Consider the following 13862-nt stretch of genomic DNA (forward strand, 5'->3'; position numbering starts at 1 on the left):
AAAAGACTAAACAATATATTGGCTAATATAACCAATTAAAAAATAAATTCATACGACTTAAAGTTCAACATCATAATATCAAATTCCTATTAATTGATGGATATCAGGAATAGCATATTCCTTTTTATAATTGATCATCATACTTTCACCACCGGATCCTTTAATGCAAAGGTAATTCATGAAGTTAAAAGCAAACATTTTTCTGCCTTCAGGATCTGATTCAAATAAATTGCAGTCATAAGAGGAAAACGTATTCCAATCCAGATCTGGCAATGGATTAAAAAAACGAAGTGATTTAAAAAATGACCAAAGGGCAAAAATTAAACGATGCCTTTCTTTCTCATAAGGTATCCTGCACAAGCAAGCTATATCGTCCACCCTTTCCAGCTCAACTTCTTTGATATCTCCAAATTCGTAAAATTGTTCCCGAATTAAATCGAAGTCAAAATCATTATTTTCTTTTCCATATGCGATGAAATAAATTTCATCGCCCGGTTTGAAGAGACATTTAATAATTTTAACAAACAGCTCTTTATCTTTTGGAATTTCAAGGTCCAATGGGTGAATGTAATATCCACAAATGACGGGGTTTATTTCCTGATGGGATATAAATTTCATGAACCTTGTTTTATTTATTAAAAAGGAACCGAATCATCGTCATTACCACCTTCCTGACTATTTTGTTTTCCGAAGTCATTAATTTTACTACTGAAAGTCTTCGCTCCTCCGGTATCAAAATTATTAGGATTGTAGTTATCTTCGATAGGACTGGCACCTCCGCCACCTCCACCTCCGAATGAAGATTTTTCAAGATCGGCAAATTTAGTGTATTTCCCAATAAACTTGAGGAAAACGCTATCAAGACTACCATTTCTGTGCTTGGCGATAATTACCTCACCCATACCTTTTAATGAATTCCCCATCTCATCTTCATCAATCTTGTAGTATTCAGGACGATAAAGAAAGACTACCATATCGGCATCCTGCTCAATAGCTCCTGATTCCCTTAAATCTGATAGCTGAGGCTTCTTATCTCCCCCTCTGGTTTCCACGGCCCGGCTTAGCTGAGACAGCGCGATAACCGGCACATTTATTTCCTTTGCCAGGTTCTTTAAGGCTCTTGATATCTGAGAAATTTCCTGCTCTCTGTTTCCCGGTCCACCTTTTCCACCCTCCGCAGTCATTAGCTGAAGGTAATCTATGATAACCATTTGAATATCATTCTTTGCTTTCAACCTTCGACATTTTGTACGAAGCTCTCTAATTGAAAGACCTGGAGTATCATCTATAAATATAGGAGCAGAATCCAGTTTTCTGATTTTGTGGTGCAACTGTTGCCACTCGTATTCTTCCAGATTGCCTTTTTTGATTTTTTCACTATCAAGTTCTGCTTCTGCAGAAATCAACCTGTTCACCAATTGAACAGCAGACATCTCAAGAGAAAAAATTGCAACACCTTTTTTAAAATCAACTGCAGCATTTCTCATCGCTGATACAACGAATGCAGTTTTACCCATACCTGGACGGGCCGCCAGAATTATAAGGTCACTCCTTTGCCAACCTGAAGTAATTCTATCAAGTTCAGTGAATCCACTTGGTACTCCGGTAAGTGCATTTTCCTGGTTTCTTCTTGAAACAAGTTCATCTAGAGCTTCTCTCAAAATGGCCCTCATTTCAGCATAATTTTTTCTGATATTCGCTTCTGAAACCTGATAAAGAGATTGTTCCGTTCTATTTAACAATTCAAAAACATCCGTAGTATCTTCAAAAGCTTCTCTTTGAATTTCAGAAGCTATAGAAATAAGCTCTCTTTTGATAGCCTGTTCAGAAATAATACGGGCATGGGTTTCAATATTGGCAGCGGAGCTGACTCTGGTAGTTAGCTCTGTAACATAGTATGCCCCTCCCGCAAATTCCAGTTCCCCCTTTGTCCTCAGCTTTTGGGTAACTGTTAAAATATCAACCGGCTCAGATTCATCGAAAAGTTCCAATATACAGGCGTAAATCTTCTGATGTTTTTCATGATAAAAACTTTCCGGCTTTAAAATATCTATTACAATAGTTAAGGCTTCCTTTTCAATCATTAATGCGCCTAACACAGCCTGTTCAAGTTCCGATGCTTGTGGTGGCATTTTCCCTAATGACTGAATTAGACCAGTTTGTGCTAACTTACTCTTACCTGAAGATTTTCTTACCGATTTTTCTGACTCCATATTGTTAACAAAAATATAATAAGTCAGTAAAACTTCAGGGATAGAACTGTTTTATTTTCCATTAAATTATCCTCATAGTTATTCACAGGAAAAGTCATATTCTATGCAACTGTTTGTTGCTCTCTTAATTTATTTTAATTTTGCAGTCCCAAAATAGGAATTGATGAACCCCAAAAGGCAAAAAGTCCATTTTATTGCAATCGGAGGCAGTGCAATGCATAATCTCGCACTCGCTTTGCATCAAAAAGGTTTAATAGTAACAGGATCAGATGATGAAATTTTTGAACCTTCCAGAGCCAGACTTGAAAAAGCAGGAATTCTTCCTGAAAAAATTGGTTGGTTTCCTGAAAAAATTTCGACAGAATTAGATGCTGTCATTCTTGGCATGCACGCCAGAAAGGACAACCCCGAATTGATAAAAGCTCAGGAACTTGGATTAAAAATCTATTCCTATCCTGAATATGTCTATCAGCAATCTATAGACAAACAGAGAATAGTAGTAGCAGGAAGCCATGGCAAAACCACCATTACTTCCATGATTCTTCATGTTCTGAAGCACTTTAACAGAAAATTCGACTATCTGGTTGGAGCTGAAATAGAAGGATTTGACCTAATGGTAAAATTAACTGAGGATGCTCCTATTATTATCATTGAAGGTGATGAATATTTGTCTTCACCAATAGATAAAACACCTAAATTCCTTCATTACCATCATCATATAGGCTTAATGAGTGGAATAGCATGGGATCACATTAATGTATATCCTACATTTGATGAATACGTAAAACAATTCGATCTTTTTGCAGATTCTTCACCTAAAGGAGCCACCTTAATTTTCTGTGAAAACGATGATCTTGTTTCTGTAATCTGCAGAAAAGAAAGAGAAGACGTGCAAGGAATAGCATACTCTGCTCATAAGCATGATATTATTAATGGACAGACTTATTTGCTTGATCATAATAAAAAAATTCCTGTACAGGTTTTCGGGAAGCATAATATGCGCAATCTGAGCGGTGCTAAAACAGTGCTTTCAAAACTTGGAATAACAGACGATATGTTCTATGAAGCTATTCAAAGTTTTAAAGGTGCAGCGAATAGATTGGAAGTGCTTGAGAAAACAAATGATACTACTGTATTCAAAGACTTTGCTCACGCCCCCTCAAAGCTAAAGGCTACAACTGCAGCTGTAAAAAAACAATTTCCTGACAATGAACTGGTAGCTATCCTTGAATTACACACTTTCAGTTCTTTAAATAAGGAATTTCTAGAACAATACAAAGATACTTTTAAGTCGGCAGACTTGCCGGTGGTATATTTTAATCCTCAAACACTTGAGCATAAAAAGCTTGATCCGATTTTACCTGAAGACGTAATAAAAGCTTTTAATAGTGAAAAATTAAAAGTATTTACTGAAAATCAATCATTAAAAGAGTTTATCTTAAACACCAATTGGAAAGGTAAAAACCTCTTACTCATGAGCTCAGGAAACTTTGGAGGCTTTGATCTGAAGAAACTTGCCAAAGAGATAGTACAGCAATAATTTTAATAATAAAGCAATTGGAAACTTTCAATTGCTTTATTATTTTAGTCAAATATTTAACATGGTTATTTACTGAAAGAGGAATTATTAACTTCAGTTTGCACTGTGGAAAATCAGAACCAGTTATCAATTTTCAGTAAAACATCAATGGGGCTAAATCTAAAAAAACCTCTCGCTTTTTTTGACCTGGAGACAACAGGCACAAACATTACCAACGACAGAATTGTCGAAATATCAGTACTAAAGGTAATGCCCAATAATGAGCAAATCATTAAAACCACCAGAATAAACCCCACAATACCAATACCTCTGGAATCCAGTCTCATTCATGGTATTTATGATGAAGATGTAAAAGATAAACCTACCTTTAAAAGTGTGGCAGCTCAGTTTGCCTCAATGCTTCAGGGCTGTGACCTTGCAGGGTTTAATATTCTTCGTTTTGATGTTCCTGTGCTCGTAGAAGAGTTTTTAAGAGCTGGAGTTGATTTCGATATTACCAACAGAAAAATGGTAGATGCACAAAGAATCTATCATTTAATGGAACCACGTAACCTTTCTGCCGCATATAAGTACTATTGCAATAAAGATCTTGAGGGAGCTCATAGTGCTGAAGCCGATACCATTGCCACCTTCGAAGTTCTTAAAGCTCAGATTTTAAAATACGAAGGCTGCACAATTAAAGACGGAGATGGCAAAGAATTCATTCCTGTTAAAAACGATATGAATGCTTTGCATGACCTCACAGCTTCCCAATTTGTAGATCTAGCCGGCCGAATGGTTCTTAACGACAAAGGTGAAGAAGTATTCAACTTCGGTAAATATAAGAACATGAAGGTTACAGATGTATTGCAAAAGGATCCATCATACTACGATTGGATGATGAAAGGAGACTTTGCTTTAAGCACTAAGAAGAAACTTACAGAAATAAAACTTAGAAAATTTAATCACAAAGTTTAGTAAAAGCATTTAAGGTTTGAGGTAAAATATGAGACTGATCACTTTTTCATTTTTAATATTATTACTTTCTTTCAGAGGACTATTTGCTCAAACACCGATTGATTTTAATAATTTTGACGATAAGCTTCTAACACAGAAAATCTACTTCAAACTTAATGAGGTACGTGATTCTCTGGGTCTCTCCCCTTTTGTCAAAGACTCGATACTTACAGCTGCAGCCAATAACCAGGCTAAACACATCAAGAAAGTAGACAATCTAGTCCATAATCAGGATAATCCTAATATGGCTACAGTTGAACAAAGGGTTGAAAGCTTTAAAGGCACTCATGAGAAAGTAGCTGAAAATGTTGACGTTATTTATACCGACCGTCCGTTTACTGTTTATAAAGAGAAAGAACCAATCAAAATAAATACCTACGAAAGTGCCGCATTAGCATTTGTAAGGTCTAGTCTGAATACTTCAAGTAATTCGGTAAACGTTTTAAACCGTGAATTTTCTGCCACAGGAATAGGAATAGGAATTATTCCTGAAAAGAAATGTATTTATATAGCTCAGGTTTTTGGACCTATGGCCTATAACTTCCCCTCCTCTATTAGGACCAAAGACAAAAAGACATTTTATCCTTCAAAAAAAATAAATATTGAAAATGCTTTCGGCATAGAACCTTCAAATGAAGTGGTGTGCGGAAAATGTGTAGGTGATTTCAATAAAATTCCGGATTATATAGAAAATAAGATCGTCGTAGAAAATGGAAAGGTTTATTATTCCTTTAGTGATCTGGGACTTTTCAACAAAACATTTCCGGAAACAGAAGGTGAGTTTTCTTTTTCTGTAGATATTGTTCTCAGAAGTCAATTTCCTTGTTCCAGCGGAAATATTGTACACAGATCATTTGCTTTTGATGGTATTATGCTTGTTCCGGTTTCTTTAAAAGACATTTTAAAATCCAACTCAAAAGCTTCCTCAAATGCCTTGTATGCCTACCTCGGCGATATTCCAGGGGAATTAAAAAACGATGAATATGTTTGCAATCTGATGGTCATTAAAGACAATCACCTCTGCACCTATTATGTGGATTATCCCAGGCTTCCTTCCAGCAGATCTATTATTTCTACGGAGGTTTTCGTTGACACCCTTTTGAAATCAGAGATCACCAAAAAGAAGAATTTAAAATTTACTATACCATTTGAAAAAGATAAGTCTGTTTATTCAGAACAAGACATCAGACCTTTTTATGATTCCCTCCATTTAAATAAATTCAATATCACTGAGGTTGTTGTACTTGCTTATTCATCTATTGAAGGTAGCGCTGAAAGAAATCAGGAATTGCAGAAAAGCAGGGCTGAAAGTATCATCCAAGTATTGCAATCTTTTCAGCTTAATGATACCATAAAACGTGTCATTAAAGCTCAGGAAAACTGGGACCAGTTCTACCGTGATGTTAAAAATACCCCGTTCAATTATCTTACGACATTAAGTAAAGAAAAAATAAAAGAAGCACTCCAGAAAGACAGTCTTTCCAAAGCAATGGAATTTCTTCTTGCAAGGGAACGCAAAGCTATCCTATTCCTTAAAATTGTTGAACGGATAGACTTAACAAGGAATAAAGATTCCCTGGCTATTCATTACCAGAATGCATTAGCTAAAAAAGATGTTGCTGTAGCCACAACGCTCCAGACAGCTATATTTGATGCTATTAGTAATAAAGAGCTTTCAGCAGACTTACTAACTTCATTGAATCCTCCTAAGACAAAAGAATTTGCCCAATTGATCAACAACCAGATCCTATTCAGGCAGGAACTTGGTCAGAAATTTGATTATATAGGAGAGTTAAATCAGGCCTCGGCATTAGACCCGACCAATGTATTTATCAAATACAATATCTGCGATCTCACTTTAAAAGCCTGGGCTGCAGACTCAGCATTCCTTCAGTCACCTGAAGGCTTTATGAAAAATATAAAAGCCCTTTACAATACAAAGATTGATAAGAAACTGGTAAATAAATTATACCTGAACTTTCAGATTCTTATATCCCCTTATTTCCTTACCAATAAAAAATTTAAATATAGAGACGACGCTATTAATCTGGTTAAAAAATACTATAAAACAACTGAGTTAAATTCAGACGATTTGCTTACTGTAGCAAAGTTTTTTGCAGAAAACGGTCGCCCAGCATGGGCGCTGGAAATTTTATTTCCAATTATGCAAAAAGGTGAATATTCGGAAGATATGTTATTTAACTTTCTGGCTATTGCAATTACAAGACCAGATCTTTTTGAAAAAAAGGAATTTGAATCTTACTTTCTTAAAGCTAAAGATATGAATGCACAAAGGTTCTGTAGTCTTTTCGGTAATGATAAAATTAATTTTATGCTATTTAAAGAAGAAGAGCTAAAAGTATATTTTTGCAAGGCTTGTAATTTAAAACAATAAAATATTTAATAAATAAATGCAGAAAGCTTCCAGATGGAAGCTTTCTGCATTTATACAGTTTATCTTTTACTGACGCTTTGGTTATAATATTTAAGCGCTTCCGGAAGTTGTTTTTTCAGTTCCTCAATTCTAGTCTTATGACTTGGGTGAGTAGAAAGGAATTCTGGTGGTTGCCCTCCCTGGCTAGCTTTTTCCATCCTTTCCCAAAAGTTTATAGCTTCTGTCGGATCATAACCAGCCATTGACATAAATATCAATCCTATACGGTCCGCTTCTGATTCCTGCAAGCGGCTGTAGGGAAGTAAAATTCCCACATTTGCTCCAACTCCATACGCTGCCATAAACAAATTCCTGGTTTCATTTGGCTTACTACTCAAAGCAACATCCAATGCAACACCTCCAAGCTGAGCAGTTAACCCCTGGCTCATCCTTTCATTACCATGCCTTGCAACGGCGTGTGCAATCTCATGTCCCATTACTGTTGCAAGCCCTGCTTCAGATTGAGCGATTGGCATAATACCAGTAAAAACCACAACCTTCCCTCCAGGCATACACCAGGCATTGACCTGTTGATCTTCCACCAAGTTAAACTGCCAATTATATCCTTCAAGCAGTTTAGTCTGTTTTTCCCTTTTCAGATAAACCTCCACAGCATTCGCTATATTCCGTCCTACCCTTTCTACTTCTTCTGCCTGTGAAGTATTGTTAACGACCTTATTGGTTCTTAAAAACTCATTATATTCTGACTTTGCAAGGGCAAGCACCTGCGAATTAGGAACAATATCCAACTGTTTCCTTCCTGTCACGGGAACCTTGCTGCAGCCTATGGCTATGGCCAATGACAATAGTATCAACTTCCCTTTGTTTAACATCTTCATCAATCTCATCTCCATTTTGGTCCTATATTAGAAACCATTTAGGGAAAAGTATTGTTTTCAACATACTTGCATTGAGATTTTATGCTATTTTTGCGCCAAAATTTTATATGAAAATTCTTGCTATAGGGAGAAACTATGCAGATCATATTAAGGAACTAAAAAATGAGCAGCCTGAAGCGCCTGTAATATTTTTAAAGCCCGACACTGCATTACTCCGAAATAATTCTCCGTTTTATTATCCTGACTTCAGCAATAACATCCATTTTGAAGTTGAGTTAGTAATTAAGATTTCAAAAGAAGGGAAGAATATTGAAGAGAGGTTTGCTCATAAGTATTATCAGGAAATTGGCCTTGGAATTGACTTTACTGCCCGAGATATCCAGGATAAAGCTAAAGCTGGAGGCTTACCATGGACTCTTGCCAAAGGTTTTAATGGAAGTGCTCCCATCTCTGAATTTGTTCAGAAAACAAATTTTAAAGATCTGAATAACCTCAGCTTTTCACTAGTAAAAAACGGAGAACTAAAACAGTCTGGAAATTCCGGACAAATGATACATAATTTTGATGCAATTATAAGTTATATATCAAAATTCATAACATTAAAACAGGGAGACATCATCTTCACTGGTACTCCTGCTGGAGTTGGCCCTGTTAAGATTGGCGACAGATTAGAAGGTTTTATTGAAAATGAAAAATTTATTGATTTCGAAGTTAAATAAGCTGATAAAATATTTATTGGTTATTTTACCTCTTACCTCTTTTTCTCAAACACAAGTTCCCGTCGGCTACTTCTTGTTTCCGATAAAACCAGGTCAACAAAATTTTCTTGCTGGAAATATGGGGGAATTACGTCCTAACCACTTTCATGGTGGACTTGATGTAAAGACTGATATGAGAATCGGGCTTCCTGTTTATGCATCTGCCGATGGATATGTATCCAGATTAAAAGTCTCTTCTTTCGGATATGGAAATACCGTCTATATCACTCACCCCAATGGTCTGGTCACAGTTTATGCCCACTTGGATAAATTTAATAAAGAAATAGGTGACTTTGTACGCCAGTACCAATATGAGAATCAGCAATTTGAGGTAGACTTCAATCCGACAGAAGGTAAGCTTCCTATTAAAAAGGGTGACATCATCGCTTTATCAGGAAATTCAGGTAGTTCGGGAGGTCCTCATCTTCACTATGAAATCAGAGACGTGAAAGAAAACCTTCTCAACCCTTTAGACTTTAAGTTCACAGAGCTGAAAGACAACATTGCTCCTTCTTTTGATAAAATAGCGCTCATTGCCACTGATGACAAATCAAGAGTAAACCAGGAATTCGGGAGGTTTGAATTTAAAGCAACAAAAGTTGGGACTAATTATACTATTCCTACAAAAATTAACGCCTGGGGAAATGTTGGTCTTCAAGTTAAGGTATTTGACAAAATGAATGGAACAGCAAACTCATATGGTGTTAAATACATAAGAGTATACGCTGATGGAAAAATAATATTTGACCATGATCTGTCTACTTTCGGTTTTCATGAAAACAGGTATATCAATGTTCACATGGACTATGAAGCGCTTCTTGAAAGAGGTGTTAAGTTTCAGAAATGTTATATCAGTGATGGCGATAAGCTTAGTACATACAACAGAAGTCTGGGGAAAGGTCTTCTTAATCTTACAGATGGTCAGAACCATAAAATAGAAATTGAGATTGAAGATAGTTATGATAATATTTCAAAACTTGCATTCAATATTCAATCAACTGAGCCTACCAAAGGAGCAATTGTTCCAAATTCAAAAGCAACATGCGATTTCGAAGTTTCGGAAAATGTCTTAAAAATAAGAGGTAAAGCAAGTAACAATGCATCTGCAAAGCTTTATAGCTCAAAGGGCTTATTTACCCTTACTCCAGATTACTTTAAAAACGGACAAGCTATTTATCTATATGATCTGAGAAAAGGTTTACCTGATTCTGTAGTCTTAGATAATAAAAATCTCAACTTTAATTTCATTGCATGCATTCCTCCAGGACAAGAAAAGACAATAAGAAAAGGTAATATGACGGTGAAAATTCCAGCTGATGCCATATTTGATACACTTTATCTGCAAACTAATATTGATACTACATTTGAGGGTAAAGAATCATTTATACTGGGACACTATTCTACACCTCTTTTCAACGGGATAGATGTTTCATATGAAGCAGCCCATCCCGAAGCAATAGACAGAGGATGTTCTTATGTAAATATAAAAAACAAGATGCGTGGCCAACAGCATGAAAAAGGATGCTGGAATGAAAACACTATTGCATTTAAGACAAAGAGCTTTGGAAAGTTTGTAATTGTAGAAGATTCAATCAAGCCTACAATTAAATGTTTGGGAGTATCTGGCAATTGTATAAAATTTTCAATTGGGGATTATAAATCAGGAATCGATTCGTTTAGGGCTACATTAAATGACGAATGGATTTTGATGAACTATGACCACAAGAGAAATCTATTGTGGTCTGAAAGATATGATAAAACGGTGCCTCTCAAAGGGGCATTTAAATTAGAAGTAAAAGATCAAGCAGGAAACATCAGTACATTTTCGACCAATATTCCTTGATTTAGGGTATTTGTTTTAAGATATTGATGCTTCAAAAAATTATCAAACTTCTATGACATTAAATACAGGAGACAAAGCTCCCCTATTCGAAGGCAAGGATCAAGATGGAAAAGTAGTGAAGCTATCTGATTATAAAGGGAAGAAAGTTGTCCTTTATTTTTATCCTAAGGATGATACACCTGGTTGCACAGCTCAGGCCTGCAACCTGAGAGATAATTATGAAGCTCTCCTTAAAGCCAACTATGTGGTATTAGGTGTAAGCAGCGATGATGAAAAATCGCATCAGAAATTTATTAAGAAATACAATTTGCCCTTTACGTTGATTGCAGATCCTGATAAAATCATCAATGAACAATATGGAGTATGGCAGGAAAAAACCACTTTTGGTAAAACTTATATGGGCACTGTCAGGACTACTTTTGTAATAGATGAAAATGGTGTAATTGAAGAAATTATCTCCAAAGTAACGACAGAAAACCATACTGAACAGATATTAAAATAAACAATGAGCCTTTTATAGGGTTTTTAAGAAAGGAGTAGAGAACTGCTCCTTTTTTATTTAGATAAAAGGTGAAGTATAAAAATTACATCTATTTGCTAGTAGTATTTCTACTTTACGTTCAGCAAACTTTTTGTCAGACCAAAGTAGAAAAAACTCCCCCTGTTACCCGTATACTATTCATACTGGACGCTTCTGGCAGTATGTCTGACAAATGGGAACGGAGCACCAGAATGACAGTAGCTAAAAAAACGCTTTGCGAACTGGTAGATTCTCTTAAAAATATTCCCTATCTGGAGATTGGCCTTAGAGTGTATGGCCATGAATGGGACAAAAGATATAATAACTGCAAGGATACAAAACTGGAAGTCCCATTCCGCCCTGGAAATCATGAAGCAATAAAGTTGAGAATTAAAAACATTGAGCCTAAAGGTACTACACTTATTGCTCACAGTCTTAAAGAAGCAGCTTCTGATTTTCCCATAGATAAAAATTCCAGAAATGTAATCATACTACTTACAGACGGCATTGAATCGTGCGGAGGCGACCCCTGCGATCTTTCCAGAGAACTGCAAAAAAGAAAGATCTTTCTTAAACCGTTTATTATAGGGATAGGAAACGATGTAAGCTGGGATAAAGCATTTGAATGTATGGGCCAATACTTTAATGCTATTAATGAGAATAAATTCAAAAACATGATGAATCTGATCCTGCATCAGACATTATCAGAAACATCTGTGCGAGTAAAAATTCTGGATAGCGACAATAAGCCAACAGAGACTAATGTAAATATTACCTTTTTTAATTCCGTAACTCAGGAGCCCGTTTATGATTTTGTACATTATCTTGATGCCAAAGGTGAACCAGATAAACTTAAGGTAGATGCTATTCTCACTTATGATCTCGTCGTAAACACCATCCCTAAGGTGGAGAAAAAAAATATAGGCCTTATAGGAGGTAAAGAAAATATTATTACTATTAAAGCACCACAGGGCTCTTTATATATAAAGGAAAATTCAAAAGAATACAAAACACTCAAAGCTGTAGTAAGAGAAGCAAAAAAATCCGAAACGTTAAACATTCAGAATGCCGGCATTAAAGAAAAGTACCTCGTTGGGACCTATGACATTGAAGTGCTTACATTGCCAAGAACAATTTTTAACGATGTTAAAATCAAACAAAGCGAAACAACAGTTCTAGATATTGTTCAGCCTGGTTCATTAAACATCATTGACCAATTGGTTGGCTATGGCAGTATTTACGAAATAAAACCTAATGGAGAACAGGTCCTCATTCATAATCTGGAGAATGAAACCAGCAGAACCATGCTTACCATGCAGCCTGGCAATTACAAACTTATCTTCAGAACAAAAAAAAGTAATGGGGCAAACTTTACAGACGTTCAAAACTTTTCTATACGCTCCGGAGCTACTACCACTCTAAGATTGTACAATAACAAATAATACCCCTACTTTAACTTCATTATTATTTTAACCTTATGCTTAGTAAATTTAAGCATGATTTCACAAAGGCATTTATTTCTTCAATATCTTGCTCAGACCTCTGATGCCCCTTTGATGCTGGAAATTGAAAAAGCAGAAGGTGTCAAGATGTTTGATAAAAACGGAAAAGCATATATCGACCTAATCTCCGGGATAGGTGTGAGCAATGTTGGACACAGGCACCCAAAAGTCATTCAGGCTGTTAAGGACCAACTTGACAAATACCTACATCTTATGGTATATGGAGAATTTATTCAATCTCCCCAAGTAAAACTTGCCGAAGCTTTGGTTAAAACCCTCCCTCCCGGATTAGACAATGTCTATTTTGTAAACTCCGGAAGCGAAGCTGTTGAAGGAGCCATTAAACTAGCGAAAAGAGTTACAGGAAGATATGAAATTATATCTTTTAAAAATGCTTATCACGGAAGCACTACAGGTTCGCTGGCATTAAATGGTAATGAATACTTTAAGCAAGCATTTCGACCATTGATGCCAGGAATAAGACATCTTAATTATAATAAGGAAGAAGATCTTGAATTCATTACCACCAATACCTCTGCTGTAATAGTAGAAAGTATTCAGGGCGAAGCAGGTGTGAGAGTCCCTGAAAATAACTTTCTTAAAAAACTACGTGTTCGTTGTAGTGAAACGGGAACTCTTCTCATTGTTGATGAAATACAAGCCGGCTTCGGTCGGACAGGTACTTTTTGGGGATTTGAAAATTTTGACATAATCCCGGACATAGTGGTTTGCGCCAAAGGTATGGGAGGTGGTATGCCTATAGGTGCCTTTATAGCCCCTAAAGAACTAATGAAAGAACTGTCATTAAATCCGGTATTGGGGCATATTACTACTTTCGGAGGCCACCCAGTATCTTGTGCTGCCGCCTTGGCAACAGTAAATATAGTACAGGAAGAAAAGCTGTCGGAACAGGTCTCTGAAAAAGAAAAACTCTTTATTAAACTACTGCAGCATCCTTTGATCCATTCCGTGAGACATAAAGGACTGATGATGGCCGTTGAGATGGAATCTTTTGAAATTCTTAAAAAGACCATTGATAAAGCAATCATGAAGGGTGTACTCACTGATTGGTTCCTTTTTTGCGATAATGCTATGAGAATAGCGCCACCATTGGTAATTAATGAAGAAGAAATAAAAGTTTCTTGTAACCTTATACTGGAAACAATGGATGAGATTCAAAAGGACTAACGAATACCAGGGCACTGGAAACAAATCAT

At 36.1% G+C, this 13862-nt stretch carries 11 protein-coding genes; 8 read left to right on the top strand and 3 right to left on the bottom strand.

All coding sequences use genetic code 11. The features are described 5' to 3' along the window. Positions 1-78 precede the first annotated feature (78 nt). Together J7604_RS11010 and dnaB are read right to left on the bottom strand one after the other, a co-directional pair. A complete protein-coding gene (locus tag J7604_RS11010; protein ID WP_293895556.1) occupies positions 79-618 on the bottom strand; it encodes a hypothetical protein in 540 nt (179 codons plus the stop codon). A gap of 17 nt (positions 619-635) precedes the next feature. Further along, entirely contained in the window at positions 636-2213 is a 1578-nt protein-coding gene (gene dnaB, locus J7604_RS11015; protein WP_293895559.1) for a replicative DNA helicase, read from the bottom strand. Positions 2214-2376: 163 nt separating this feature from the next. Here dnaB and murC point away from each other — a divergent pair, with 163 nt between their 5' ends. The 3 genes from murC (at position 2377) to J7604_RS11030 (ending at position 7144) form a co-directional block, all read left to right on the top strand. Beyond that, a complete protein-coding gene (gene murC / locus J7604_RS11020) occupies positions 2377-3753 on the top strand; it encodes a Mur ligase family protein (RefSeq protein ID WP_293895562.1) in 1377 nt (458 codons plus the stop codon). 147 nt (positions 3754-3900) lie between these two features. After that, positions 3901-4710, top strand: coding sequence for a 3'-5' exonuclease (locus tag J7604_RS11025; protein ID WP_037577240.1), 810 nt, complete (start codon positions 3901-3903; stop codon positions 4708-4710). A gap of 28 nt (positions 4711-4738) precedes the next feature. Beyond that, positions 4739-7144: a CAP domain-containing protein gene (locus tag J7604_RS11030; protein ID WP_293895565.1), complete on the top strand. Its 2406-nt coding sequence runs from the start codon at positions 4739-4741 to the stop codon at positions 7142-7144. Between the two features lie 59 nt (positions 7145-7203). Here the strand turns inward: J7604_RS11030 and J7604_RS11035 are convergent, their stop codons facing one another. Then, on the bottom strand, positions 7204-8037 hold the full coding sequence (locus tag J7604_RS11035) for a M48 family metallopeptidase (protein WP_293895568.1): 834 nt from the start codon (positions 8035-8037) through the stop codon (positions 7204-7206). Positions 8038-8129: 92 nt separating this feature from the next. Here J7604_RS11035 and J7604_RS11040 point away from each other — a divergent pair, with 92 nt between their 5' ends. The 5 genes from J7604_RS11040 (at position 8130) to J7604_RS11060 (ending at position 13833) form a co-directional block, all read left to right on the top strand. Beyond that, positions 8130-8741 (top strand): fumarylacetoacetate hydrolase family protein, encoded by a 612-nt coding sequence (locus J7604_RS11040; protein WP_293895571.1) that lies wholly within the window; start codon positions 8130-8132, stop codon positions 8739-8741. Beyond that, positions 8710-10623 carry a M23 family metallopeptidase gene (locus tag J7604_RS11045; RefSeq protein WP_293895574.1) on the top strand — a complete coding sequence of 638 codons (1914 nt, stop codon included), beginning with the start codon at positions 8710-8712 and terminating at the stop codon, positions 10621-10623. Before J7604_RS11040 ends, J7604_RS11045 begins: the two co-directional genes overlap by 32 nt. Before the next feature lie 52 nt (positions 10624-10675). Beyond that, positions 10676-11125: a thioredoxin-dependent thiol peroxidase gene (bcp, locus tag J7604_RS11050; RefSeq protein WP_293895577.1), complete on the top strand. Its 450-nt coding sequence runs from the start codon at positions 10676-10678 to the stop codon at positions 11123-11125. Between the two features lie 92 nt (positions 11126-11217). Beyond that, positions 11218-12585 (top strand): VWA domain-containing protein, encoded by a 1368-nt coding sequence (locus tag J7604_RS11055; RefSeq protein ID WP_293895580.1) that lies wholly within the window; start codon positions 11218-11220, stop codon positions 12583-12585. 57 nt (positions 12586-12642) lie between these two features. Continuing rightward, positions 12643-13833: an aspartate aminotransferase family protein gene (locus J7604_RS11060; protein WP_293896073.1), complete on the top strand. Its 1191-nt coding sequence runs from the start codon at positions 12643-12645 to the stop codon at positions 13831-13833. Positions 13834-13862 lie beyond the last annotated feature (29 nt).

Origin of the sequence: Sporocytophaga sp., from assembly GCF_017745095.1 — a bacterium.
In the GTDB taxonomy this organism is placed as follows: Bacteria; Bacteroidota; Bacteroidia; order Cytophagales; family Cytophagaceae; genus Sporocytophaga.